The sequence below is a fragment of the Actinospineispora spinosispora DSM 44797 genome, from assembly GCF_000429025.1.
Classification (GTDB): domain Bacteria; phylum Actinomycetota; class Actinomycetes; order Mycobacteriales; family Pseudonocardiaceae; genus Pseudonocardia; species Pseudonocardia spinosispora.
This window is the reverse complement of record NZ_KE386833.1, coordinates 1,094,562-1,119,273: the sequence shown is the minus strand read 5'-3', so window position 1 is coordinate 1,119,273 and position 24,712 is coordinate 1,094,562. Positions and strand designations below refer to the sequence as shown.

The following is a 24,712-nucleotide window of genomic DNA, read 5'->3' as shown; positions in this document are numbered from 1 at the left end:
ACGGTCGGTGCGGGTGTCGCCGAGGCCGGGCGCGGTTCGTCCGCCGCCGGGAGACCGGAGCTGTGTCCACGCACAGTCCGGGCATCGACGGGGTGGAGCCAGCCCTACCTGATCCACGCGGGCTCGCCCCATGGAGCCACGGACCCGTCCCGACGACGCTGGGCGAGACCGATCTCCCACGGTGTCGCCGCACGCGGCGCGGGCACGAAGGACCCAGATGACCCGACCACGCACACTGCTGCTGCTCATCGTCGCGCTTCTTGCGCTGACCGCCTGTGCCTCGCCCCAGGAGCGTGAGACCGCCGGTCCGCACTGGGTGCCCTGTGCCCCGGACCCGGCCGCGCCGCTGAACCCCCGGCAGGAATGCACCACCGTCGCGGTACCTCTCGACCACGCCAGACCCGACGGGCCTCGGATCTCACTCGCCGTCTCCCGGATCCGGTCCGAGTCACCTCGGCGACGCGGCGTGCTGATACTCATCCCCGGCGGGCCCGGCAGCACCGGTCTGGCACGCCCGAGCACCTCGCTGGGGCGCCTGCCCCAGCAGGTCGCCGATGCCTACGACCTGGTCGGTTTCGATCCGAGAGGCCTGGGCGCCAGCACTCCGGTGTCCTGCCGGCTGGCAGGCAACGACATGGTGCCCGCCGTGCTGAAACCGTGGCCGGCACCGGACGGCGACATCACCGACAACGTGGCCAGGGCACGACGCGTCGCGGACGCCTGCGCGCGCAACGGCGGCGAGATGATGCGTCACCTCAGCACCCGGACCGAAGCGGCGGACATCGACCGGATCCGGGAGGCACTCGGTGAACGCCGAATCTCCTACTGGGGTGTCTCCTACGGCACGTACGTGGGCGCCGTCTACGCCACCCTGTTCCCCGACCGCACGGACCGGGTCGTCCTCGACAGCAACGACGACCCGAACCCTGACCAGGTCGCGCGGGGTTGGCTCGCCAACTATGCGATCAGCATCGAGGATCGGTTCCCGGACTTCGCGGCATGGGCCGCCGCTCGCCACGGCGAGTACGGGCTCGGCGCGGACCCCGCCACGGTGCGCACGACGTTCCTGCGGGTTGCCGGCGATCTCGACCGTCGTCCGGTCCCCTGGCCGGGTGCCGTACCCGCCGAGCTGACTGGCAACGGCCTGCGCGACGTCATGCTCAACTCGCTGTACAGCGACGTCGGCTTCCCCCGTCTCGCCGCGCTGGTGCACGCGGTGACCACCGGCACCCCGCTGCCGCAGGCCCCGCCCGTGCCACCGGAGTACGCGCTGCAGAACAGCGCGGCGGTGTTGACGGCGACGGTCTGCAACGACGTCGGCTGGCCGACGGACACCTCGCGCTACGCCGCCGAGGTGGCACGCAACCGAGCGGCGTTCCCACTCACCGCCGGCATGCCGGCCAATCTGTTTCCGTGCTCGTTCTGGCCCGCCGCCGGGCCCGCGGTGCGCGTGGCCGTGCCCGACGCCTCAACCCTGCTACTGGTCCAGAACCTGCGGGACCCGTCCACCCCGCACGTCGGCGCCGTCCGGATGCGCGAAGCGTTGGGTGACGCCGCCCGGCTGGTCAGCGTCGACTCGGGTGGGCACGGTGTCTACCTCGCCAACGGCAACACCTGTGGTGACCAGGCGGTCACCCGGTTCCTCGTCGAGGGCACCCGTCCTGACCACGATATAGTCTGCGGACGCGACGGCGGCCGGCACGAGCTGAACAGCCGGGACCGGATGGTCGCGCCGAGGTAGCGGGCGGCGCCACGGAGGGTGTTCACTTCGCTGCGTGAACGGCACGCAGGAATGGGTGTTCGACCCGCGCCGTGACCCGGACGCGGTCGACGGCTTCTACGCCACGGTCGCCGCGACGCTGATGCCGTTCACGATGAGCATCGACAGGTCCGAGCGGCGGCGCGGCGGCAGCGCGTACATTCGGCGCTCGCGCTTCGGGGACCTGTCCGTGGTCGAGCACGACGTCCCGGACCTGTTCTTCGGCGGATCCCGGGTGCGCATCGGCGGCGGCTCGGCGGAGGTGGCCGTCACGATGATGGCCGGCGGTCAGGACTACGTCGACCACCGAGGACGGGGCACCCTTCTCGGTCCGGGCGACATCTACGTCGTCGACGGCGAGCAGTCCGGCAGCTTCCACATCAAGGGCCGCCTGCGAACCTGGAGCCTGCTGCTGCCCCGCGCCGCCGCGGGGCACCTGGCCGATCGGCACCTGACCCGGGTGCCGCCGGCCACCGCACGGCACCGGCTGCTCGGAAGGTTCGTGACGTCCCTGGCCGAGGAGCTCCCGGCGATGACGCCCGGCGCGGGCCGCACGGCGCTGGACTCCCTGGTGCGGCTACTCCGACTGATCGACCAGGAGACGGAGCCGGTCACCGACCCGGTGCCGTTACGGACGGCGCTGCTCCCGATGGTCCGCCGGTCCATCGAGCGGCGCCTCGGTGAGCCCGGGCTCACGCCCTCGGCGATCGCCTCGGACAACGCGATCTCGCTGCGCACGCTGCACGGCATCTTCGCGGGTACGGGCGAGTCGGTGAGCACCTTCGTCCGTCGGCGTCGCCTGGAGAACGCCCATGCCGACCTGCTCGCCCACCCGGCCCGGTCGGTGACCAGCACGGCGATGAGGTGGGGTTTCACCGATCCGGGCAACTTCACCCGCGCCTTCAAGGCGCACTTCGGGCTGACCCCCTCCGACCTGCGGGCAGGCCGGTGACGGTCTCCCCACCGCGCCCGGCGTCAGCCTCCGGAGCCGCCGCCACCCGTGCCGCCGCCTGCACCACCCCCACCGGTGCCACCGCCGCCAGTACTACCGCCGCCAGTACTACCGCCGCCCGTACTACCGCCGCCGGACCCGCCGCCCGAGCCACCGGACCCGCCGGAGCCTCCCGAGGATCCGCCGCTGTTCCCGGTGCTGCCGGAGCCACCACCTGGTCCGCCGGTGTCGGTGGCACGGGGGCTCCGCTGGTCGCTCCCGGTACCGGCAGCAGTGGTCCCGGTGCTGCCGATGCCGTCCCCGGTGAAGCCACCGTCGCCACCCGCGGTCACGTTCGCGCTGATCCGGGGCGCCACGAACAGCGCCTCGACGTAGGGCTGGCCGTTGTACGCATCACCGGCGGCGCCCGCCGGGAGCGACGCCCCGTAGCGCTGTGCCGCCTGTGCCGAGAACCCCGGCGTCAGGGTCCCGGTGAGCTGGACGGAAGAGCCGGGCTGCAGAGCCACCGCGCTCCTGGACAGCACCAGCAGCGCCTGCTGGCGGCTGTTGTCCGTTCCCGCCTCGCCGTTGGAGGCACCGCCGAGCACGATCGTGAACGCGTTCTCCCCGTAGATCTGCCCGACCGTGCCCACCATCGTCACCTGCTGCCCGAGGTAGCTCCGCGCGTTCGCGGCCGGCGGTGCGCTCTGCGCGGGCGGCGCCAGAGGGGGCGCCTGGCCGCCGCACGCGCCGAGCACGAGTACCAGCCCGCCGGCCGCCGCCCCCAGTCCGTACCGCGCGGTGCGGTGCCTTCGTCGCGTCGTGATCTGGTCCCCGTTGCCTCGTGTTGCCATACCCGTGGGGTTCCCACGTGACGGCGCCGGTAAGCCTCTGACGGGCCGACGGATCACGCCGGGTTCAGCGGGCCAGGCAGGCGAGGACGCCCTGCCGGGAACCGAGGTTGAACGAGGCCGTGCGTTGACGGGCGTCGCCGTGATCACGCTGGCTCGTCCACGGGTAGTTGTCGGCCAGCGACGTGAGCGTCGCCCCGAGCTGTTCGTCGTCCCCTGGTTGCAGGGCGATCAGTCCCTGCCGCTGCGCGCCGGCGAGCGTCGCCCCGGCGAGGCAGTCGGCTTGCAGCTCGGCGGCCACCGACACCAGAGACCTGTTGAGCCGCGACTGGATGGCGTGCCCCCATTCGTGGGCGATGATCAGGTAGATCCACGAGTTGCCGACCCTCTGGTAGCCGATCGTCATCAGGTTCTGGTCCCACGCGAGGAAGTCACCCGACGGGCAGTAGAACGCGTTGTTCGCCGCCGAGGGCTGTCCACCGCACGCCGGACCGCCGGTTCCCACGTAGGCGCCACCGACTCGCGGGCTCGTGTAGGGCTTGTGGAACAGAACGGGAAAGTCGTTGCGCCAGAACCCGTCGATGGCCCGGACGGCGTCCCGCTCGGCCGCGTCCACCGCCGCCGGATCCGGAGGATTGATCGTCGGGACGGCTCCGGGGCGCGCCGGCGCCGGGTCGGCCGAGGCCAGACCCGGCCACACGGAAACCCAACCAGCCAGCACCAATAAAACCACCAGCATCACCCGCACCAGGCGCAGTCTGCCCCCGTCCGCCGGAATCCGCCCCTTGTGAGAAGAGCACCGGTCACGCCAGGCGCTCGCCATGGCACGCACGGACCCCGGAAACGCGCGGACCATGCGTGAGCGGCCAGCGGTGATCAGGCCGGAGGTGGCCGCCGCGACCGAGGTTCTCCCACCACCGTCGGCTGGATGAGCATGCTGAACCCCGCGATGGACAGCGCCCTGGCGATGAGACTGCCCGGAGCGACCAGGACCGCCGCCAGGCGGTCGGCGTGCCGGTACAACGCACTGATCCCGACGCTCCCGATGAACACGACCCCGGTGAGGTCCAGTACCAGTCGCTCGTGACGAGCGGCCGTGTCCGCGAGTACCCGACGGAACTCAGCCGCGGTGACGAGGTCGATGTCGCCTTCCACCACCAGGCGAACGCGATGGGTCTCCTCTTTCACGGTGAGGTTCAAAACCGGCTCACGACCGGCCATGTCAGCGTCCGTGCCGGACGTACGACAAGCAGAGCGTTCGGCAGGCCGACCACTCGGCGACACGTTTCCGTGGGCTCATCATTCATGTCTCCCGTAACCGGCGCCGCCACTCGGCGACGCTGCGCGAGGTCGCACCTACCCACTGCTGGCACAGGTATGCACCCGGCGCCGCCGACCGGAGCACATCAGGCACACCTCGCGCGAGGCACGCGTTAGAGTGCGGCGTGTCCCAAGATCATGGCCTGGATGCCTCCTCGGTCGACCTGGGCGGCGATGACCCCACCGAGCGTCTTCGCCAGCTGGAGGCCTTCACCGACGCGACCTTGGCGCACTTGGACCTCGAACAGCTTCTGAACGAGCTACTTGCCAGGGCCCGCCAGTTCCTTCGAGCCGACACCGCCGCGGTCCTGATGCTCGACCGGGACTCGCAGCAGCTGGTGGCGACGGTCGCGCACGGTATCGAGGAGGAGGTCCGGCAAGGCGTACGCATCCCCTTGGGGACCGGATTCGCGGGGCGGGTCGCGGCGGCCAAGGAACCGGTCGCTATCTCCCATGTCGACGCGACCACGGTGTTCAATCCCATCTTGATCAACAAGGGCATCCGGGCGATGCTCGGTGTCCCGCTGCTCGCCTCGGGTGAGGTGCTGGGCGTGCTCCACGTCGGCACACTGGCACCCCGTCATTTCACCGAGCACGACTCGCGGCTGCTCCAGCTCGTCGCCGACCGCGCCGCCATGGCGCTCCAGGCCCGGCTGTCCGAGCGGAGCGGTCGGCCGCGCGGGTGTTGCAGAGCAAACTCCTTCCCGCGACGCTCCCGCGGGTCCCGGGTCTGCAGCTGGCTGCCCGGTACGTGCCCGGTGACGAAGGAGCGATCGGCGGCGACTGGTACGACACCTTCGCTCTCCCGTCCGGCCGGCTGTGCCTCGTGGTCGGCGACGTCATGGGACACGGCCTCGAAGCCGCTCACGCCATGGGGCGGATGCGCACCGCACTTCGTGCCTACGCGCTGGAGACCGAGGACCCGGCGCACCTGCTCACCAAACTGGACAAGCAGGTGACCTATTTCCACCCCGGCCTCATGGCCACAGCACTCTGCGCGGTACTGGAGCCGTCTCACGACCGGATGAGCCTCTCGCTGGCGGGCCATCCACCCCCCGTGCTCGCCGAGCCGGGCGCGGCCTCGGCGCGCGTCCTGGAAGCACCCGCCGACCTCCCGGTCGGCATTCCGGCCACGGTCACGGCGAACACACCACCCCGGCGCACCACCACCGTCGCCATCCCACTCGGATCCAGTATCTGCTGCTACACGGACGGGTTGATCGAACGCCGGGGGCACTCGCTCGACGATGGGCTACTCGCGCTGACCCATGCGGTCACAGCCGCGCCCTCGGAGAGGGTGTGTGCTCAGATCATGGTCGAGCTGATCGGCTCGAACACCCCCGAGGACGACGTCGCGGTTCTCGTCCTCCATCGCCCGGACACCCCACCCACCACTCTGGTGTAGTCGCCGCGGACGTGGGTAGGCCTTCGATATGAAGGCTGTGACCTGGCACGGACAGCGCGACGTTCGCGTGGACACCGTGCCCGACCCCAAGATCGAAGACGCCACCGATGTGATCGTGCGCATCACCTCCAGCGGAATCTGTGGCTCCGACCTGCACCTCTACGAGGTGCTCGGACCGTTCCTCGACGAGGGCGACATCCTCGGCCACGAGCCGATGGGCGTCGTGGTCGAGACCGGGCCCGAGGTCACCGAGCTCACGGTCGGTGACCGGGTCGTCGTGCCGTTCAACGTGTCCTGCGGCACGTGCTTCATGTGCGGGCAGGGTCTGCACTCACAGTGCGAGACGACCCAGGTCCACGCGCAGGGCAGCGGGGCCGCGCTGTTCGGGTACACGAAACTGTACGGACAGGTCCCCGGCGGCCAGGCCGAGTACCTGCGCGTGCCGTTCGGGAACACACTCCCGATCAAGGTCCCGGACGGCCCGCCGGACGACCAGTTCGTCTATCTCTCCGATGTCCTGCCCACCGCGTGGCAGGCCGTCGCCTACGCCGACACCCCACCGGGAGGCAGCCTGCTCGTCCTCGGGCTGGGCCCGATCGGCGACATGGCGACCCGCGTGGCCCAGCACCGGGGGATCGACACCGTCATCGGCGTCGACCTGGTACCCGAGCGTCTGCGCCGCGCCCAGGACCACGGTGTAGCCACGATCGACCTCAACGCCCACGGCAAGGACCTTGCCGACATCGTCCGGGGCCTGACCGGAGGGCGAGGCCCGGACTCCGTCATCGACGCGGTCGGCATGGAGGCCCACGGATCGCCGATCGGGAAACTCGCCCACCAGATGACCGCGCTGCTGCCCGACGCCATCGCCCAGAAGCTGATGACGACCGCGGGCACGGATCGGCTCGCCGCCGTCCACACGGCCATCGAACTGGTCCGGCGGGGCGGCACCATCTCACTCAGCGGCGTCTACGGCGGGTCGGCGTCGCCCATGCCGCTGCTGACCATGTTCGACAAGCAGATTCAGCTCAGGATGGGACAGGCGAACGTGCACCGCTGGGTGCCCGACATCCTGCCGCTGCTCACCAATGGCGGCGACCCACTCGGAACCCTGGGATTCGCCACCCACCATCTGCCGCTGGACATGGCGCCGCAGGCGTACTCCACGTTCCAGAACAAGGAGGACGGCATGATCAAGACGCTTCTCCGCCCGGACACCGCATAACCGAGGCGCGGGACGCCCTGGCTACCACCCGCCGCGCGACTTTCATGATCAGCACGGTGTGGTGGCTGATTTTCCGCGCGGATTCGGCCACCACACCGTGCTGATCATGCTTGAGGGCTTTCGGGACGGCGGCCTGATCAGCGCTTTCTCAGCACCCGATGTTTTGCTTGCACAGCAGCGGGTATTTCTCGGTGCAAGCACAACGGTTGAAACCACAGCCGCCGGTACCTCCGGTCCCAGGCGAGCGCCAGCCCGACCCGGACGTACCTGATCCGCGCGGGTGATGGCCGGCCGCGGGTCGTGAACCACTCTTCCGCGGCGAGCTTCGTACCTTGCGATCCACGAGCCGCCCGTGATGCTCTGGAGGTTGCTGTGCTCGAGCTGTACCCGCATGTCATCCGCACCGCAGGTGCCATCTGACATGAGCCCCACCCGAATACTGGACAGAGCCAACGTCCGCCGATCCGCACCCTCCTCGCCGCTGCTCCGCCCGCGGCCCGAAGCCCCCCAGGTCACGAAGCCGGACCCCACCTCCTCCGACGTCGAGCCCTTCGCCGCCGGTGACGCCGAGTACCAGCACCTCGAACCGTTGCTGCACACCTACGCGACGATGTCATCCGAGGACCCGGCTCGCGCCGACCTGCGTGAACAGGTGGTCACCGGGTATCTGCCCGTGGCGCGCCACATCGCGCAGCGCTACGCCCACCGGGGTGAGCCGATCGAGGATCTCACCCAGATCGCCAGCCTGGCGCTGGTGAACGCGGTCGACCGGTTCGAACCGGGTCGCGGCCACAACTTCCTCGGCTACGCCATCCCCACGATCACCGGCGAGGTCCGCCGCCACTTCCGTGACAAGACCTGGTCGATGCGAGTGCCTCGCAGGCTCCAGGAGCTGCACCTCTCGGTCAACAAGGCCGTCAGCGAGCTGTCCCACGAGCTGCAGCGCGCACCTCGGCCCAGTGAGATCGCCACCCGGCTCAACCTGAGCACCAATGAGGTGCTGGATGCGCTGCAGGTGGCACAGTCCTACCGCGCCGACTCACTCGACGAGCTGCTGTCCTCGAGCACCGACTCGGCGTCGCTCGGGGACCTGCTCGGCGACACCGACGCACGATTCGAACGGTTCACCGAGGCCCATTCCCTCGCTCCACACCTCTCCGCGCTTCCGGCACGTGAGCGCACCATCCTGGCCATGCGCTTCTTCGACGAGATGACCCAGACGCAGATCGCCGAGCACATCGGCATCTCGCAGATGCACGTCTCGCGTTTGCTCGCCAAGACGCTCGCCCATCTGCGCGAAGCGGTCGCCGAGGCCGAGGCACAGCGGTGACCAGGGCGGCCGACGAGCTGTCGCGCCCGGACAAGGTGCTGTTCGCCGACCCCGGGGTCACGAAGGCCGAGCTCGCCGAGTACTTCGAAATCGTCGCCCCGGTCATGGTCGGACACCTGAGGCAGCGCCCGCTGGTGGTGCGCCGCTATCCCGACGGTGTGGACGGCGCGGGTTTCGTGCAACAGCAGGCACCCCGGAACACTCCCGACGACGTCGAGACCGTGAGCGTCGCGGCCGACAACCGTCGCGGTGCGGTGCGGCACCTGGTCGTCGATGAAGCCGGCACGCTGCGCTTCCTCGCCAACCAGGCCTGCCTGGAGCTGCACCGTTGGCTCTCGCGCGCCGACCGGATCGACAACCCGGACCTCCTGGTGCTGGATCTGGACCCGTCCGAGCACGTCACGCTCGCGGTGCTGCGCCGGACCGCCCGCGCGGCCGCCGAGCTGTTCGACACCCTCGGACTCACGCCGTACCTGATGGCGACCGGGAGCAGCGGCTACCACGTGGTCGCGCCTCTCGACCGGGAGGCGACGTTCCAGCAGGCCCGCGAACTGGCCAGAGCGATCGCGGAGAAGATGGCCGAGGACTCACCGGACGAGCTCACCACCGAGCAGCGGATGGCCAAGCGGGGCGACCGTCTCTTCCTCGACACCGGCCGCAACGCCTACGGCCAGACCGCCGTCGCGCCCTACTCCCCCAGAGCCCGTGCCGGAGCCCCGGTGGCGACGCCGCTGGAGTGGGACGAGCTGTCCAAGGTCGAACCCGACCACTACGACCTACTTGCCGTCCGGCGGCGTCTGGCTCAGAAGCCCGACCCGTGGTCCGACATCGCCGACCATGCGGGATCGGTCGCCTCCGCCCTGCGGCGTCTGAGCAGCTAGAGAGGTCCATACCTTCGCGTCATCAGTCGCGGTTCAGGTGTGAAGACCGATCATTGTGGGCAGTCCCTCAGCAACCGCGCCCGATCGGTGCGCGGACCGTTCTGCACGATCCGAAAGGTGCGGTGACATGGTCGAGAAGGACAGCGGACCCAAGTCCGGTCTCAAGGGCGCGGTCGAGGACGTCAAGGGCAAGGCCAAGGAAGCGACCGGCACGTTGACCGGCAACGACTCGCTCAAGCGTGAGGGCAAGGCGCAGCAGGACAAGGCCGAGTCCCAGCGCGAGGTGGCGATCAAGGAAGCCGAGGCGGAGAAGGCACGCGCGAAGGCCGCCGCGGACGAGGCCCGCCAGCGCGCTGAACAGTAGGACACCCCAGGGCCGCGAACCCGGCCCGCTCGCTCGGGAGGGAGCACGATCGTGAACGAGGGCCCGTTTCTTCTGGTGCTGATCATCGGCGCCGTGATCGTGCTCGTCAACGGGCACCTGCTGTGGCGGTTGAGCCCGGACTACCTGGCCGAGGCGTACCACGATCCACGTCGGGCCCGTCAGGTCGCGGCGTTGGTGACCATGCTGTTCCACCTGGTGATGTTCGGCTTGGTCGCACTGGTCGCCTCGGTCGGGTTCCTTCCCGACGCCGGTCTGCCATCGATCCTGCGACGGGTCGGGGTGCTGCTGATCATGACCGCGATCGGTCACATCGTGGCGATGAGTGCTCTGTCCCGTCTCCGCGACCAGCAGACCAACACCGAGATCGCCGAAGGTCATATCGCCGACGCCCACGCGTCCGGTCATCCACCCGCGCCCGAGCGCGGCCAACAGACGATCTAGGACCGGAGGTCGGCAGCGATGGCACGAGCCATATGGACCGGCTCGATCAGCTTCGGACTAGTGTCCATACCCGTCGGGTTGTTCAGCGCGACCGAGAACCACACCATCGGATTCCACCAGTTCGAGCGCGACACCTCCGACCGGGTTCGCAACCTGAGGGTCAACGAACGCACCGGCGACGAGGTCGACTACAACGACATCGTCAAGGGCGCGGATGTCGGTGACGGCGAGCACGTGATCATCGAGCCGGAGGAGCTGCGCTCGATCGCGCCGGGTCAGTCCCACGGCCTCGAGATCACCGACTTCGTGAACCTCGACGAGATCGACCCGCTCTACTTCAACAAGGCCTACTGGCTTGGACCCACAGCCGAGCAGCACGCCCGTCCGTACGCGCTGCTGCTCGAAGCGATGACCCGGACCAACCGGGCGGGCATCGGGACCCTGGTCATGCGCGGCAAGCAGTACCTCGCCGCCATCCGCGCCGACGGCGACGTCCTGGCGCTGCACACCCTGCACTTCGCCGATGAGGTCCGTGACCCGGCGAAGACGGTGGAGAACCTGCCGAAGACCGGCACGGCGAAGGGCAAAGAGCTCGACATGGCCACGCAGCTCATCGAGTCCATGAGCGGGCCGTGGAAACCGGAACAGTACGACGACAGCTACCGCGACCGGGTCGCCGAGCTCATCGAGGACAAGCGCAAGGGCCGGGAGACCGTGACCGAGTCCGAGCCGCCCGAGCCCACGGACATGTCGGACCTGGTCAGCGCCCTCGAACGCAGCATCAGCGCCTCCGGCGGCTCGCGCGGGCAGGGCGGCAACGGCCGGCCCGACCTCGACGATGCGACGAAGGCGGAGCTCACCGATCTGGCGCGTGACCTCGACATCAGCGGCCGGTCGCGGATGACCCGCGACGAGCTCGTCGATGCGATCAGACGGGCCGACCGGCAGAAGCGGGCCTCCTGACCGCGAACCTGCTCAGGGTGCCATCGCACCGGTCACCCGGCTGCCCTGCTCGACGAGTTCTCGGCCGCGCTCGTAGTCCTCGTCGGCGTTGTGGGTGAGCACTCCGACGATGATGCCGTCCGCGATGTACCACACGGTGAAAGCGCCGTCGCGGTGTCCGATCATCCGTGCCTCGTCGTAGCCGTCGCCCCAGGCCACGTGTTTGACCGTGTGGTCGCCGATCATCGACCAGAATCCCGGAGCCTGCGCCCACTGTTCGTCACCGCCCGCGGCATTCGCGCCGGCAACCGCTCCCATCGCCTCCGCCTCTCCCCAGTGTTCGACCATCAGGTGGCGCCCGGCCGCCGCGTTGTGGGCGTAGGCGACGTCCCCCGCCGCGAACAGCCCCGCGACGCCGCTGCGCATCCGATCGTCGACGACGACGCGGTCGTGCTCCAGCCGGACACCGGCCGACTCGGCCAGGGTCGAGCACGGACGTACCCCGGCCGCGACGAGTACCAGGTCCGCGCTGACCGGGTCGGCGCCGTCGGCTCGGACCTCGCGTGCGTCCTCGATCGACCCGACCTCCGCACCGCCGACCAGCTGGACGCCCTCGGCACTCAGCCAGCCCGCGATCCGCGCACCCGCCGCGGCACCGAGCCGAGCCTGCTGGGGAAGTTCCTCCTGGCTGATCATCGTCACCCGCACACCACGCCGGGCGATCGAGACGGCTGCCTCGCAGCCGATGAACCCCGAGCCGACCACGACCGCGGTGCGGGCCTTCTCGACGTCGGCCCGCAACTCGCGTGCGCTGTCCACCGACCTCAGGTACCTGACCCTCGGGTCGTCCGCGCCGGGCACCGGCAGTGCGGCGGGCGCCGCGCCGGTGGCCAGAACGCAGTCCCCGTAGGTGAGGGACGTCCCGTCGGCCAGCGTCGCGGACCGGCCGCTCACATCCAGTGTGCGCACCGTGCTGCCCAGCCGGACCGCGATGTCCTGTTCGCGATAGGCCTTCGCCGTCGAGAGGGCGATCTCGTCCTCTTCGCTCTCCCCGCGCAGGTACTCCTTGGACAGCGCCGGACGGAAGTACGGCAACGCAGTGTCGCCGGACACCAGGACCACCGCCCCGGCGCCACCGTGCTCCCGGTACGCGGTCGCGCACGACCGCGCGGCGGGGCCACCGCCGACGATCAGCAGGTCAGCGTGTGAAGAAAGGGCCGGGTCGGGAGATGCCATGACCACGTCTACCCATCGTCGCGCCATTGATTCCCGCCGATTCACCCGTTCAACGGCGGCTGCGGTGGGTAATCAGCCGGCATGAGTACCCAGCGCGCGGACCCGCGCGACGAACACCGTGCGCTGGTGCGCCCGGGCCGAGCTGAGTTCGTCACACCGATGACGGCCACGCTCACCGACCGCTACTTCTCCGACGAGAACTGGGTGTACGAACGCAAGCTGGACGGTGTGCGCGCCCTCGTCGTGCGCTCCGAGAAGGGCGTAGAGCTGTTCTCCCGCAACGAGAAGCCCATGACCACGACCTATCCTGAGCTCACCAGGGCGCTGCGGGGACAGTCCCGCCCCGGGCTGGTCGCCGACGGTGAGATCGTCGCGTTCGACGGCTCCCAGACCAGTTTCGCCACCTTGCAGGCACGTCTCGGCATCAGCGACCCGGTCCGGGCCGAGGCGGTCGGGGTGCCGGTCTTCCTGTACCTGTTCGACGTGCTCGTGCTCGACGGGCAGGATGTGACACGCCTGCCGTTGCGCGACCGCAAGGTTCTCCTGCGCGACGCCGTCGACTTCACCGATCCGCTGCGCTACAGCGCGCACCGCAACACCGACGGCGAGAAGTACCTGCGTGACGCCTGCGAGGCGGGGTGGGAAGGCCTGATCGCCAAGCGGGCGGACGCGCCGTACCGGGCCGGCCGGCGCAGCGACACCTGGTTGAAGTTCAAGTGTGTGCACGAACAGGAGCTGGTCATCGCCGGTTACACCGACCCCACCGGGACGCGCAGCGGGTTCGGCGCGCTGCTCGTCGGCTACTACGAGTCCGACTCGTTGCGGTACGCGGGCAAGGTCGGCACCGGCTTCGACGACCGCACCCTGATCGCTCTGCGCCGGCGGTTCGACGAGTTGGGCACGCAGCACAGCCCGTTCGCGGACCCGGTGCGTGAACGGGGCGCCCACTGGCTGCGCCCCGAGCTCGTCGCGCAGGTCGGGTTCACCGAGTGGACCCGTGACCACCGGCTCCGTCATCCCCGGTATCTGGGGTTACGCGAGGACAAGGCACCGACCGAGGTCGTACGTGAGCAGGTGGGTCGATGACCGGGCGCACGGTGGGCGTCGAGGAGGAGTTCCTTCTCGTCGACCCGGACAGCGGCAGGCCCCGAGCGGTCGCGGCGGCCCTGCTCGCCCGTGACGAGCACAGCCCCGGCGGTGAGGTCGAGCTGGAGCTGCAGCAGCAGCAGATCGAGACCGCGACCTCCCCGTGCCGGACGCTGGAAGAACTGGGCCGTGAGCTTCGCGGAGCCCGCGCGCACACCCGTCAGATGGCGTCGGCGGGTGGCGTCGAGATCGCGGCGGTCGGCGGCCCGGCGGCGGAGTTCGAGGCCGAGGTGACCCCGTCGCCGCGTTACCGGCGGGTGGCCGAGCGTTTCGGCATGACGGTGTCCGACCAGCTGACCTGTGGCTGCCACGTGCACGTCGCCGTGGAGTCCGAGGACGAGGCCGTGGCGGTCCTCGACCGCATCAGGGGATGGCTCGCCCCACTGCTGGCGCTGTCCGCGAACTCCCCCTTCTGGGGCGGCAAGGACTCCGAGTACTCCAGCTACCGCTCCCAGGTCTGGTCCCGCTGGCCGTGCTCCGGGGTCACCGACCTGTTCGGCTCGGCGCGCGCGTACCGCGACACCGTGGAGGCGATGGTCGAGTCCGGAACGGTGCTCGACTCGGGGATGGTCTACTTCGACGCCCGGGTGTCCGAGAACTACCCGACGGTGGAGATCCGGGTGGCCGACGTCTGCCTGTACGCCGACGACGCGGTCCTGCTCGGTTCGCTCGCCCGGGGCCTCGTGGACACGGCGGCGCGGGACTGGGCCGCTGGCCGGGAGGCGCCGCCGATCCGTTCGGAGCTGCTGAAACTCGCCGCGTGGCGGGCCGGGCGGTCCGGGCTGGACGCCGAGCTCGTCGATCCGGCCACTCTCCGTCCGGCCAAGGCCGAAGCCGTCGTGTACGGCCTGGTGGACCACGTGCGCGAGTCGCTGGAACAGTACGGCGACTACGAGGTCACGCGCGAGCTGGTCGAACAAGTGCTGCGGCGGGGCAACGGCGCGCGGTGGCAACGCGACGCCTACACCCGCACCGGAGACCTCTCGGAGATGCTCACGCAGGCGGCCAAGGTGACGATGAACGGCGGCTGACGACTCGGAGGCCCGCACCCGCCCGAGGGGGGACGTGGGAGACCACCCGGGTAGCGTTCGCCGAGGAGGCGTCAGGGCGCCTGGTGGCCCCCGCGGTCTTCAAAACCGACGTGGCCGAGTACCTCGGTCAGGCGGGTTCGATTCCCGTCCGCCTCCGCCAGCCCCTCACCGCCGGCGACACCGCGCACCTCGACGTCACACCGCGCACCGTGCACACCGCGCGGCGTGGCCGTGAGGTGCGCGGTGTCGCCGTTCACCTGAGTGTGATGCGCCCGCTCCCGGTGCGTACCCGGCCGATGACGGCGGCGGGCGGCCCCAGCTCGCGGACCGCGGCGGCCGCCGCTTCCGGTTCCGCTCCGAACAACAGCCCCCCGGAGGTCTGTGCGTCGGCCAGCAGCAGCACGTCGAACTCGGCACGGGACCCCGCGTCGACCCGCTCGGCGACCCAGTCGCGGTTGCGGCGGGTGCCGCCGGGCAGCACCCCGCTCTCCGCGAGTGCGCGCACGCCGGGCAGCAGTGGGACCGCGTCGACGTCGAGCTCGACGTCGACCGACGAGGCCTCGGTCATCTTCCGCAGATGTCCGAGCAGCCCGAAACCGGTCACGTCCGTCGCCCCGGTCGCACCGGCGGTGAGCGCGGCCGCACAGGCCGCCGCGTTGTTGGCGGTCATCGAGGCGATCGCCGCCTCGGCCACGTCGTCGGGTGCGGCCCCGCTCTTGATCGCACTGGTGACGATCCCGGTACCCAGCGCCTTGGTCAGCACCAGTACGTCACCGTCTCGCAGGCCCGCGTTGGTGAGGATGCGGTCCGGGTGCACCTCGCCCACCACGGCCAGCCCGTACTTCGGCTCCGGATCGTCCACGCTGTGGCCGCCGACAACGGCGAAACCGCATTCCTGTCCGATCTCGGCACCGCCGGCGAGCACCTCGCCGAGCAGCTCCATCGGCAGCTCGGTCGACGGCCAGGCCACGAGGTTGAGCGCGAACAGGGGCCTGCCGCCCATCGCGTAGACGTCGGACACCGCGTTCGCCGCGGCGATCCGGCCCCAGGTGCGCGCGTCGTCCACCAGCGGGGTGAAGAAGTCCGTCGTCGCGACCAGGGCACGATCGGCGTCGAGGCGCCACACCGCCGCGTCGTCGCCGGTCTCGGTGCCGACCAGCAGATCCGGGTGGGTCGGCGGGGTGAACGCCGCCAGTACCTCGGCCAGCAGTCCGGGTGCCAGCTTGCACGCGCACCCACCACCGTGGCTGAACTCGCTGAGCCGTCTGGTCGCTGGAGAGGCCGTCATGGCGCCGAGGCTAATCCGCTCGGCGACTCCGGGCAGGCCGAGCGGCCGTTCGCCCGACAACTATCGTTGCCCGGGTGACCGCGTCGTCGACCGACCCACGCCGGCTGATCCCCAGGACCGACGCGCTCCTGGCCGAACCGGCGCTGGCAAAGCCACAGGACCGGCTGGGTCGTGCGCTGGTGCGGCGGGTGGTGGCCGAGGTCCAGCAGCGAGCGCGCGACGGTGAGCTGCCACCCGATCGCATCCTCGGCACGGTGCTGTCCGAGCTACCCGTGACCGCGGCCGAGAGCCTCACCCCGGTACTCAACGCCACCGGTGTCCTGCTGCACACCAACCTGGGGCGCGCGGTCCTGTCCGACGCGGCCGTCGCGGCGCTGGGCGTCGCGGCCGGGACCTGCGACGTCGAGCTGGACCGGGCGACCGGCGACCGGGGACGGCGGGGGCGGGGCGCTCTGGACGCACTCGCTGAGGCGGTACCCACCGCGGGCGCCGTGCACATGGTGAACAACGGCGCCGCCGCGCTCGCGTTGGTCGCCACCGCACTCGCCGGCCCGGCGACCCGCACCCCGGAGATCGTCATCGCCCGGGGTGAGCTGGTCGAGATCGGCGACGGCTTTCGCATCCCCGAGCTGCTCGCCGCCACCGGCGCACGGCTGCGCGAGGTGGGGACGACGAACCGGGTGCACCTCGCGGACTACGCGACTGCTCTGGGTCCCGACACCGGGTTCGTGCTGAAGGTGCATCCGTCCAACTTCCGGATCACCGGGTTCACCTCGTCGGTATCGGTGTCCGAGCTCAGCGCACTCGGGGCGCCGCTGGTGGTCGACATCGGCTCGGGGTTGCTGCGCCGGGAACCGGTGCTGCCCGACGAGCCGGACGCCACGACCGTGCTGGGCGAGGGCGCGACCCTGGTCACCGCATCCGGCGACAAGCTGCTCGGCGGGCCGCAGGCCGGTCTGCTGCTGGGCTCCCCCGGTGCGGGCGCCGACCTGGTCAACCAGCTCCGGCGGCACCCGCTGGCGCGTGCACTGCGGGTCGACAAGCTGACCCTGGCCGCGATGGAGGCGACACTGCTCGGTCCGCCCACACCGACGGCGCTGGCGCTGCACGCCCCACCGGCCGAGCTGAGCCGGCGTGCCGAGGGGCTGGCCGCGAGGCTCCGCGCGGAGGGCGTCCACGCCGCGCACGTCCCCTCGGAGGCCACCGTCGGTGGTGGCGGCGCCCCCGGCGTCGTGCTGCCGAGCGCGGCCGTCGCGTTGCCGCCCGCATTCGCCCCGGCGCTGCGTACCGGACGCCCATCGGTGCTGGGCAGGCTCGAGAACGGCCGCTGTCTGCTGGACCTGCGCGCGCTGCCCGAGGCCTCCGACGAGGCACTGTTCGCCTCGGTCCTCGCGGCGGCGCGCGGGTAGACGGTCGCATGCAGGTCATCGCCACCGCCGGTCACGTCGATCACGGAAAGTCCACGCTGGTCAGAGCCCTGACCGGGATGGAGCCCGATCGATGGGCCGAGGAACGCCGCCGGGGTATGACGATCGACCTGGGGTTCGCCTGGACCGAGCTGGCCGGTGGCACGGTGGCCTTCGTCGACGTGCCGGGGCACGAGAGGTTCGTCTCGACCATGCTCGCCGGCGTCGGACCGGTGCCCGCTGTGATGTTCGTGGTCGCGGCCGACGAGGGTTGGATGCCGCAGTCGACCGAGCACCTGGACGCGCTCAGCGCGCTGGGCACGCGCCACGGGATTCTCGTCGTCACCCGCAGCGACCTCTTCGACCCGGAGCCGGCGCTCGACGAGGCCCGGTGCACCCTGGCGGCGAGCCCGATGGGCGAGCTGCCCTCGGTCTGCGTGTCCGGGACCACCGGCGCGGGGCTGGACGATCTGCGTGCCGCGCTGGCGGAACTCGCGGCAGGGCTGCCGGCTCCCGACCCCGACACGGACGTCCGGCTGTGGGTGGACCGGGCGTTCACGATCCAGGGAGCGGGCACCGTGGTCACCGGGACGCTCCCGGCCGGTGTGGTGTCGCTCGGAGACGAGCTGATCCTCGAACCGGACGGGCGGACGGTCACCGTGCGTGGACTGCAGAGCCTCGGCGAGCCCGTCGGAGCGGCGACCGGTGTCGCCAGGGTCGCGGTCAACCTGCGCGGGCTGTCGCGGGAGTCGGTCCGGCGGGGAGATGTGCTCGTCACGCCGGGTCGCTGGCTGACCAGTACCGAACTGGACGTGCGGCTGCACGGGGTACGCGGTGCCGTCGACGCCTCGGACCTGCCGGAGCAGCTGAGCCTGCACGTCGGCGCGGCCGCCGTCCCGGCCAGGGTCCGGCCGCTGGGCCGCGACCATGCCCGGCTGACCCTGCGCACCGCGCTGCCGCTACGCATCGGGGACCGCGCGCTACTGCGCGACCCCGGCCGCCAACGCATCGCCTCGGGCCTGACCGTGCTGGACGTACGCCCAGCGCCACTGAGGCGGCGAGGATCCGCTGCCCGGCGAGCGGCAGCGCTGGCCGGCTTCACCGGAGCCGAGGACCCGAGCGGCGAGCTACGGAGAAGGACCGTGGTCCACCGCACCGAACTCGCCGCGATGGGCGGCGGTACCCCAGCCGACGCGGTGCCCGAGGGCGGCGGATGGCTGCTGGATCCACAACGGGCCGCGGAGCTGGCCGAGCAGCTCGTCGAGGTCGTCACGGAGCACGACGCGGCGCACCCGCTCGATCCCGGCGTCCCCCTGGCCGCCGCCCAGCACCTGCTCGCGCTCCCGCACCCTCGGCTGGTCGACGCGGTGCTGACGATCGCGCCCGCCTCGGCACGGCTGGCCGCGCACGACGGCCGGGTCCACCGCGTCGATGCGGCATCGGACGAGCTGCCCGGGCCACTGCGCCGGGCACGGGACACGCTGCACGCCGACCTCTCCGACAACCCCTTCGCCGCTCCGGACGCCGGTCGGCTGGCCGGCCTCGGCCTGGGCACCGCAGAGCTCGCCGCCCTGGTCAGAGCAGGTGAGCTGATCAGGATCGCGGACGGGATCGTCCTGCTACCGGGCGCTGAGGACGCCGCGGTGCGGGTACTCGCCGAGTTCGGCGACCGCGACTTCACCCTCAGCGAGGCCCGCGTGGCGCTGCGGACCAGCCGTCGCGTCGCGGTACCGCTGCTGGAGCGGCTCAACGCACAGGGCCACACCGCCAGAACCCCCGACGGCAACCACCGGCTCACCTCCCGCGAATTGGGATTCTCGTCAGGGTGAGTCGAGGTTCTCCTTCGATCTGACGGAATCCGCGACTCATCCTGAGAGAACCCCCTCCTCGCGGTGTCTCCCCCCTTGTTTGATCGTGCGCGCAGCAGGGAAGGATGTGCGCATGGGCTGGCGGGAGGCGATGAGCAGCTGGCCGGTGGTGCGTCAGCTGCGCGGCGCCGACCGGCTCGGCCGGGGCGCGGCCGCGCAGAGCCGCCGCTACCTGGAGCTGACCCCACGCACCCAGGCGGCCGACAAGGTCGTCAAGAGCATCTGTCCGTTCTGCGCGGTGGGCTGCGGTCAGCAGGTCTACGTCGCGGACGGTGTGATCACCCAGATCGAGGGTGATCCGGACAGCCCGGTGTCGCGCGGTCGGCTGTGCCCGAAAGGCTCCGCCAGCAAGCAGCTGGTCACCGGCCCCGGACGCGAGTACCGGATCAAGTACCGGCGTCCGCACGGGACCGACTGGGAAGAGCTCGACCTGGACACCGCGATGGACATGATCGCGGACCGGATCATCGCGTCACGCGAGAAGAGTTGGGAGTGGGAGCTCGACGGAAAGCGGACCCGCCGTGCCATGGGTTTGGCGAGCTTGGGAGGTGCGACCCTCGACAACGAGGAGAACTACCTCATGAAGAAGCTCTACACGGCGCTGGGCGCGATCCAGATCGAGAACCAGGCCCGTATTTGACACAGCGCCACGGTTCCCGGTCTGGGAACCTCCTTCGGTCGCGGCGGCGCCACGACGTTCCAGCAGGACCTGGTCAACTCCGACTGCATCGTGATCCAGGGCTCGAACATGGCGGAATGCCATCCGGTCGGGTTCCAGTGGGTCATGGAGGCCAAGGCGCGCGGCGCGACGATCATCCACGTCGACCCGAGGTTCACCAGAACCAGCGCGGTGTCCGACCTGCACGTCCCGATCCGAGCCGGTTCCGACATCGCGTTCCTCGGCGCCCTGATCAACCACGTCCTGACCGAGGAGAAGTACTTCCGCGAGTACGTGGTCGCCTACACCAACGCCGGCACGATCCTGCGCGAGGACTTCCGCGACACCGAGGACCTCGACGGCCTGTTCTCCGGCTTCGACCCCGAGACCGGCACCTACGACACGTCGAGCTGGCAGTACGAAGGCGTCACCCAGTCCCCCGCGGCGGGCGACCGGGACACCCGGCCCGGTGGGGAAGACCCGCGCGACGGCTCGGAACCGGCGGAGGTGAAGGAGAGCGCGCAAGGAAGCTCGCACGGCAGCGGCGGACCGACCCTCGACGAGGGCACGCCGAGTGTGGACCCCACGCTGCAACATCCGCGCTGCGTCTTCCAGACGCTCAAGCGGCACTTCGCGCGCTACACCCCCTCGGTCGTGGAGGATCTCTGCGGAATCCCCGAGGAGGTGTTCCACCAGGTCGCCGACGCCTTGACCGGCAACTCCGGTCGCGACCGGACCTCGGCGATCATCTACGCGGTCGGCTGGACGCACCACACGGTCGGCGCGCAGTACATCCGGTCCGCGTCGATCCTGCAGACCCTGCTCGGCAACATCGGCCGCCCGGGCGGGGGCATCCTCGCCTTGCGCGGGCATGCCAGCATCCAGGGCTCCACCGACATCCCGACGCTGTTCGACACGCTGCCCGGCTACATCCCGATGCCGCACGCCCACCAGCACCAGTCACTCGACGAGTTCCTCGCCTCCGACGCGGGCAACAAGGGCTTCTGGGGCAACATGGACGCCTACACGGTCAGCCTGCTGAAGGCGTGGTGGGGCGAACACGCGACCGAGGACAACGATTTCTGCTTCGACTACCTGCCGAGGCTGACCGGCAACCACGGCACCTACAACACCGTGATGCGCCAGATCGACGAGGGCGGCGGCGGGTACTTCCTGGTCGGCGAGAACCCGGCCGTCGGCTCGGCGAACGCCAGGATGCAGCGCCTGGGCATGGCGAACCTGGACTGGCTGGTCGTGCGTGACCTGGTGATGATCGAGAGCGCCACGTGGTGGAAGGACGGCCCGGAGATCGAGACCGGTGAGATGCGCACCGAGGACATCGGCACCGAGGTGTTCTTCATGCCGGCGGCCGCGCACACCGAGAAGAGCGGCAGCTTCACCAACACGCAGCGGATGCTGCAATGGCACCACCAGGCGGTCGAACCGGCCGGCGACGCCCGCAGCGAGCTGTGGTTCTACTACCACCTCGGCCGGATCATCCGAGAGAAGCTCGCGGGCTCGACCGATGAGCGCGACCGGCCGCTGCTGGAGCTGACCTGGGACTATCCGACCGAGGGCGTGCTGGACGAACCCAGCGCGGAAGCGGTGCTCGCTGAGATCAACGGCTGGGACGCCGAGGGCGACCCGTTGCCCGGGTACACGAAGCTCGCCGCCGACGGCAGCACCGCGTGCGGATGCTGGATCTACGCCGGCGTCTACGCGGACGGCGTCAACCAGAGCGCGCGGCGCAAGCCCGGCGGTGAACAGAGCTGGGTCGCGCCGGAGTGGGGTTGGGCGTGGCCGGCGAACCGGCGCATCCTCTACAACCGGGCGTCGGCCGACCCGGACGGCAAGCCGTGGAGCGAACGCAAGGCCTACGTCTGGTGGGACGAGGACGAGGGCAGCTGGACCGGTCACGACGTGCCCGACTTCGAGGCCACGAAGCGCCCGGACTACGTCCCGCCGGACGACGCGAAAGCGCAGGACGCGCTCGCCGGCACCGACCCGTTCATCATGCAGGGCGACGGCAAGGCCTGGCTGTACGCGCCCGCCGGTCTCACCGACGGGCCGCTGCCCACCCACTACGAACCGACCGAGTCGCCGTTCGAGAATCCGCTGTACGGCAGACAGGCAAACCCGGGCCGCGAGCTGTACCCGAGGAAGAACAACCTCTACAGCCCGTCCGGTCGGCATCCGGGCAGCGGGGTCTTCCCGTTCGTGTTCACCACGTACCGGTTGACCGAGCATCACACCGCGGGCGGCATGAGTCGCTTCCTGAGCTACCTGAGCGAGCTGCAACCGGAGTTCTTCTGCGAGGTCAGTCCGGAGCTGGCCGAGCATCGCGGCCTCGAACACCTCGGTTGGGCGACGGTCGTGTCGGCACGCACGGCCATCGAGGCCCGAGTGCTGGTGACCGACCGGATGACGCCGCTGCGCATCACGGGGCGGACCCTGCACCAGATCGGGCTGCCGTATCACTGGGGACCGAACGGGCTCAGCGTCGGCGACGCGGCGAACGAGCTGGTGTCGATCGCGCTGGACCCGAACGTGCACATCCAGGAGGCCAAGGCCGCGAGCTGCGACATCCGTCCCGGCCGACGCCCGCGTGGTCCCGAGCTGTTGACGTTCATGGCGGAGTACCGTCACCGCGCCGGTATCACCGACTCCACCGGAACGGAGGCCTGATCCGTCATGTCCGATCACCGGGCGAACCCCGCGGCGGACGCCGGCCATCCGAAGCCACCGGCGCGCAAGGGATTCTTCACCGACACCAGCATCTGCATCGGCTGCAAGGCCTGCGAGGTCGCCTGCAAGGAGTGGAACGCGGTCCCGGAGGACGGGCTCGAGCTGACCGGACACTCCTACGACAACAGTGTGGGGCTCGGCGCCTCCACCTGGCGCCACGTCGCATTCATCGAACAACCCGCCGGGCGCGAGACACCCGCGCCGGTGGACCTCGGCATGCCCGTGGCCACCCTTCCCGGAGCCACCGGGTCCGCCGAACAGCGTGAGCCGTTCCGCTGGCTGATGGAATCGGACGTATGCAAACACTGCACGCACGCAGGCTGCCTGGACGTGTGCCCGACGGGTGCGTTGTTCCGGACCGAGTTCGGCACCGTCGTCGTGCAGAACGACATCTGCAACGGCTGCGGCTACTGCGTGCCCGCGTGCCCGTTCGGCGTCATCGAGCGCCGGACCGGCCCGCCCGGCGACCCCGCGATCGACATCGCGCAGAAGTGCACCCTCTGTTACGACCGGCTCAAGGGTGATCTCGAACCGGCGTGTGCGAAGGCCTGTCCCACGAAGTCGATCCAGTTCGGCGACCTGGACGAGCTGCGTGACCGGGCAGGCAAGCGGGTGGACGTCCTGCACGCGGCCGGGGTGACCGACGCGCGGCTCTACGGTCACGATCCGGACGACGGGGTGGGCGGCGCCGGCGCGTTCTTCCTGCTCCTCGACGAGCCGGAGGTCTACGGCCTGCCTCCGGACCCGGTGGTACCGACGGCCCGCCTGCCGAAGATGTGGCGTCACGCCGCGTACGCCGCGCTGGCCCTGCTCGCCGGTGCGGCGGCGACCTTCACCGGGGAGCGACGCCGATGACCACACCGAGACGCACGGGGCGTCGTGAGCCGGCGATGGTGCCCGACGTCGAGTTCCGTTCCTATTACGGTCGCCCGATCGTCAAGGCCTCCCCGTGGCAGGCCGACATTCCCGCGTACCTCTTCCTCGGCGGTCTAGCGGGCGCGTCGTCGCTGCTCGCCGCCGGTGCGGACCTCACCGGCAATGCCGCGCTGCGCAGGCCGAGCCGGATCACCGCGCTCGCCGCGATCCTGGCGAGTTTCGTCGCGCTCGTGCACGACCTGGGCAAACCGTCCCGTTTCCACCACATGCTGCGGGTGGCCAAGGCGACCTCACCGATGAGCGTCGGCACGTGGATTCTGACCGTCTACGGACCACTCGCCGGGCTCGCCGCGGCCTCGGAAGCGGGTGCTCTCCTCCCCCGCCGCCTCGCCGACGGGGTCGTCGGCAGGCTCCTCCCGCCGGTAGGTCGCGGCGCGGGTCTGATCGCCTCGGTACTGGGTCCCGCCGTCGCCTCGTACACGGCGGTGCTGCTGGCCGACACGGCGACCCCCGCCTGGCACAGTGCCCGTGACGAGCTGCCCTTCGTGTTCGTCGGCAGCGCTGCCGCGGCGGCCGGTGGCATGGGCATGCTGTGCGCCCCGGTGGCCTCCGCGCGGCCCGCCCGGCGTCTCGCGGTCGCCGGTGCCGTGTTCGAGCTGGCCGTCCACTCGCGCATGGAGTCGACCATGGGGCTGGTGGCCGAACCGCTGCACCAGGGCAGAGCGGGCGGCTACACCAAGGCCGCGCGGACGCTCACCGCTACGGGAGCAGTGCTGGCCGCGGCCGCGGGCGGGCGCAGCCGGACGGCGTCAGCGATAGCCGGCGTCGCCCTGCTCGCGGGCTCGGCGGCAACCCGCTTCGGCATCTTCTACGCCGGCCAACAGTCGGCTGACGACCCCCGCTACACGATCCTCCCGCAGCGCACGTAGCCGTTCGCCCGCTCCCAGAGGCACGAATGTGGCTTTGGGGACGTTCAACGTCCCTAAAG

General features: G+C 70.6%; 22 protein-coding genes and 1 tRNA gene. 18 read left to right on the top strand and 5 right to left on the bottom strand.

Features of this window, described 5'->3' with window-relative positions:
• Positions 1–217: 217 nt before the first annotated feature.
• Positions 218–1,741, top strand: a complete 1,524-nt coding sequence (locus G406_RS50625; RefSeq protein WP_051342805.1) for an alpha/beta hydrolase — start codon at positions 218–220, stop codon at positions 1,739–1,741.
• Positions 1,742–1,775: 34 nt separating this feature from the next.
• Positions 1,776–2,711: a helix-turn-helix domain-containing protein gene (locus tag G406_RS54670; RefSeq protein ID WP_028936494.1), complete on the top strand. Its 936-nt coding sequence runs from the start codon at positions 1,776–1,778 to the stop codon at positions 2,709–2,711.
• A gap of 23 nt (positions 2,712–2,734) precedes the next feature.
• Here G406_RS54670 and G406_RS57370 read toward each other — a convergent pair whose 3' ends face one another.
• From G406_RS57370 to G406_RS50610, 3 genes are all read right to left on the bottom strand, one after another.
• Positions 2,735–3,544 carry a hypothetical protein gene (locus G406_RS57370; protein ID WP_051342804.1) on the bottom strand — a complete coding sequence of 270 codons (810 nt, stop codon included), beginning with the start codon at positions 3,542–3,544 and terminating at the stop codon, positions 2,735–2,737.
• A 64-nt stretch (positions 3,545–3,608) separates the two neighbouring features.
• Positions 3,609–4,280, bottom strand: coding sequence for a neutral zinc metallopeptidase (locus G406_RS0129025; RefSeq protein WP_037079226.1), 672 nt, complete (start codon positions 4,278–4,280; stop codon positions 3,609–3,611).
• Between the two features lie 137 nt (positions 4,281–4,417).
• Entirely contained in the window at positions 4,418–4,762 is a 345-nt protein-coding gene (locus tag G406_RS50610) for an STAS domain-containing protein (protein ID WP_037078597.1), read from the bottom strand.
• Positions 4,763–4,986: 224 nt separating this feature from the next.
• Here G406_RS50610 and G406_RS59090 point away from each other — a divergent pair, with 224 nt between their 5' ends.
• The 8 genes from G406_RS59090 to ku all read left to right on the top strand — a co-directional run bounded on the left by G406_RS59090 (position 4,987) and on the right by ku (position 11,491).
• A complete protein-coding gene (locus tag G406_RS59090; RefSeq protein ID WP_245607245.1) occupies positions 4,987–5,820 on the top strand; it encodes a GAF domain-containing protein in 834 nt (277 codons plus the stop codon).
• Positions 5,703–6,266 (top strand): PP2C family protein-serine/threonine phosphatase, encoded by a 564-nt coding sequence (locus G406_RS59085; RefSeq protein WP_245607244.1) that lies wholly within the window; start codon positions 5,703–5,705, stop codon positions 6,264–6,266. The genes G406_RS59090 and G406_RS59085 overlap by 118 nt, the downstream gene beginning before the upstream one ends.
• 28 nt (positions 6,267–6,294) lie before the next feature.
• On the top strand, positions 6,295–7,491 hold the full coding sequence (locus G406_RS0129010) for an alcohol dehydrogenase catalytic domain-containing protein (protein WP_028936492.1): 1,197 nt from the start codon (positions 6,295–6,297) through the stop codon (positions 7,489–7,491).
• A gap of 421 nt (positions 7,492–7,912) precedes the next feature.
• The gene (locus G406_RS50600) at positions 7,913–8,821 is read left to right on the top strand and encodes a SigB/SigF/SigG family RNA polymerase sigma factor (RefSeq protein ID WP_084216432.1); all 909 of its coding nucleotides are present in this window, start codon (positions 7,913–7,915) and stop codon (positions 8,819–8,821) included.
• Positions 8,818–9,702 (top strand): non-homologous end-joining DNA ligase, encoded by an 885-nt coding sequence (gene ligD / locus G406_RS0129000; protein ID WP_028936491.1) that lies wholly within the window; start codon positions 8,818–8,820, stop codon positions 9,700–9,702. The genes G406_RS50600 and ligD (G406_RS0129000) overlap by 4 nt, the downstream gene beginning before the upstream one ends.
• 127 nt (positions 9,703–9,829) lie before the next feature.
• Positions 9,830–10,066: a microaggregate-binding protein 1 gene (mbp1, locus tag G406_RS0128995; protein WP_028936490.1), complete on the top strand. Its 237-nt coding sequence runs from the start codon at positions 9,830–9,832 to the stop codon at positions 10,064–10,066.
• Positions 10,067–10,117: 51 nt separating this feature from the next.
• Positions 10,118–10,528 (top strand): hypothetical protein, encoded by a 411-nt coding sequence (locus tag G406_RS0128990; RefSeq protein WP_028936489.1) that lies wholly within the window; start codon positions 10,118–10,120, stop codon positions 10,526–10,528.
• 18 nt (positions 10,529–10,546) lie between these two features.
• Positions 10,547–11,491 (top strand): non-homologous end joining protein Ku, encoded by a 945-nt coding sequence (gene ku, locus G406_RS0128985; protein WP_028936488.1) that lies wholly within the window; start codon positions 10,547–10,549, stop codon positions 11,489–11,491.
• A gap of 12 nt (positions 11,492–11,503) precedes the next feature.
• Here ku and G406_RS50595 read toward each other — a convergent pair whose 3' ends face one another.
• Positions 11,504–12,706 (bottom strand): NAD(P)/FAD-dependent oxidoreductase, encoded by a 1,203-nt coding sequence (locus G406_RS50595; protein WP_037079220.1) that lies wholly within the window; start codon positions 12,704–12,706, stop codon positions 11,504–11,506.
• 81 nt (positions 12,707–12,787) lie between these two features.
• Here G406_RS50595 and ligD (G406_RS0128975) point away from each other — a divergent pair, with 81 nt between their 5' ends.
• The 3 genes from ligD (G406_RS0128975) (at position 12,788) to G406_RS0128965 (ending at position 15,043) form a co-directional block, all read left to right on the top strand.
• Positions 12,788–13,792 carry a non-homologous end-joining DNA ligase gene (gene ligD / locus G406_RS0128975; protein WP_028936487.1) on the top strand — a complete coding sequence of 335 codons (1,005 nt, stop codon included), beginning with the start codon at positions 12,788–12,790 and terminating at the stop codon, positions 13,790–13,792.
• Positions 13,789–14,883 carry a carboxylate-amine ligase gene (locus G406_RS0128970; protein WP_028936486.1) on the top strand — a complete coding sequence of 365 codons (1,095 nt, stop codon included), beginning with the start codon at positions 13,789–13,791 and terminating at the stop codon, positions 14,881–14,883. The genes ligD (G406_RS0128975) and G406_RS0128970 overlap by 4 nt, the downstream gene beginning before the upstream one ends.
• Positions 14,884–14,947: 64 nt before the next feature.
• Positions 14,948–15,043 (top strand) — tRNA-Sec (locus G406_RS0128965).
• Between the two features lie 93 nt (positions 15,044–15,136).
• On the opposite strand, the gene selD is transcribed toward G406_RS0128965, so the two are convergent.
• Positions 15,137–16,171: a selenide, water dikinase SelD gene (selD, locus tag G406_RS0128960; protein ID WP_028936485.1), complete on the bottom strand. Its 1,035-nt coding sequence runs from the start codon at positions 16,169–16,171 to the stop codon at positions 15,137–15,139.
• 74 nt (positions 16,172–16,245) lie between these two features.
• On the opposite strand from selD, the gene selA reads away from it, so the two are divergent.
• The 5 genes from selA to nrfD all read left to right on the top strand — a co-directional run bounded on the left by selA (position 16,246) and on the right by nrfD (position 24,653).
• The gene (selA, locus tag G406_RS0128955) at positions 16,246–17,580 is read left to right on the top strand and encodes an L-seryl-tRNA(Sec) selenium transferase (protein WP_028936484.1); all 1,335 of its coding nucleotides are present in this window, start codon (positions 16,246–16,248) and stop codon (positions 17,578–17,580) included.
• Between the two features lie 8 nt (positions 17,581–17,588).
• On the top strand, positions 17,589–19,406 hold the full coding sequence (selB, locus tag G406_RS0128950) for a selenocysteine-specific translation elongation factor (RefSeq protein WP_028936483.1): 1,818 nt from the start codon (positions 17,589–17,591) through the stop codon (positions 19,404–19,406).
• Between the two features lie 112 nt (positions 19,407–19,518).
• Positions 19,519–22,788: a formate dehydrogenase gene (gene fdh, locus G406_RS0128940; protein ID WP_211241275.1), complete on the top strand. Its 3,270-nt coding sequence runs from the start codon at positions 19,519–19,521 to the stop codon at positions 22,786–22,788.
• 6 nt (positions 22,789–22,794) lie between these two features.
• Entirely contained in the window at positions 22,795–23,703 is a 909-nt protein-coding gene (locus G406_RS0128935) for a 4Fe-4S dicluster domain-containing protein (protein ID WP_028936480.1), read from the top strand.
• Positions 23,700–24,653, top strand: a complete 954-nt coding sequence (gene nrfD / locus G406_RS0128930; protein WP_028936479.1) for an NrfD/PsrC family molybdoenzyme membrane anchor subunit — start codon at positions 23,700–23,702, stop codon at positions 24,651–24,653. The genes G406_RS0128935 and nrfD overlap by 4 nt, the downstream gene beginning before the upstream one ends.
• Positions 24,654–24,712 lie beyond the last annotated feature (59 nt).

Coding starts and splice junctions, on each gene's coding strand:
- G406_RS50625 (WP_051342805.1), top strand. CDS start 218: ATGACCCGACCACGCACACTGCTGCTGCTCATCGTCGCGCTTCTTGCG.
- G406_RS57370 (WP_051342804.1), bottom strand. CDS start 3,544: ATGGCAACACGAGGCAACGGGGACCAGATCACGACGCGACGAAGGCAC.
- G406_RS0129025 (WP_037079226.1), bottom strand. CDS start 4,280: ATGCTGGTGGTTTTATTGGTGCTGGCTGGTTGGGTTTCCGTGTGGCCG.
- G406_RS50610 (WP_037078597.1), bottom strand. CDS start 4,762: ATGGCCGGTCGTGAGCCGGTTTTGAACCTCACCGTGAAAGAGGAGACC.
- G406_RS59085 (WP_245607244.1), top strand. CDS start 5,703: ATGGGACACGGCCTCGAAGCCGCTCACGCCATGGGGCGGATGCGCACC.
- G406_RS0129010 (WP_028936492.1), top strand. CDS start 6,295: ATGAAGGCTGTGACCTGGCACGGACAGCGCGACGTTCGCGTGGACACC.
- G406_RS50600 (WP_084216432.1), top strand. CDS start 7,913: ATGAGCCCCACCCGAATACTGGACAGAGCCAACGTCCGCCGATCCGCA.
- mbp1 (WP_028936490.1), top strand. CDS start 9,830: ATGGTCGAGAAGGACAGCGGACCCAAGTCCGGTCTCAAGGGCGCGGTC.
- ku (WP_028936488.1), top strand. CDS start 10,547: ATGGCACGAGCCATATGGACCGGCTCGATCAGCTTCGGACTAGTGTCC.
- G406_RS50595 (WP_037079220.1), bottom strand. CDS start 12,706: ATGGCATCTCCCGACCCGGCCCTTTCTTCACACGCTGACCTGCTGATC.
- ligD (WP_028936487.1), top strand. CDS start 12,788: ATGAGTACCCAGCGCGCGGACCCGCGCGACGAACACCGTGCGCTGGTG.
- G406_RS0128970 (WP_028936486.1), top strand. CDS start 13,789: ATGACCGGGCGCACGGTGGGCGTCGAGGAGGAGTTCCTTCTCGTCGAC.
- selD (WP_028936485.1), bottom strand. CDS start 16,171: ATGACGGCCTCTCCAGCGACCAGACGGCTCAGCGAGTTCAGCCACGGT.
- selB (WP_028936483.1), top strand. CDS start 17,589: ATGCAGGTCATCGCCACCGCCGGTCACGTCGATCACGGAAAGTCCACG.
- G406_RS0128935 (WP_028936480.1), top strand. CDS start 22,795: ATGTCCGATCACCGGGCGAACCCCGCGGCGGACGCCGGCCATCCGAAG.
- nrfD (WP_028936479.1), top strand. CDS start 23,700: ATGACCACACCGAGACGCACGGGGCGTCGTGAGCCGGCGATGGTGCCC.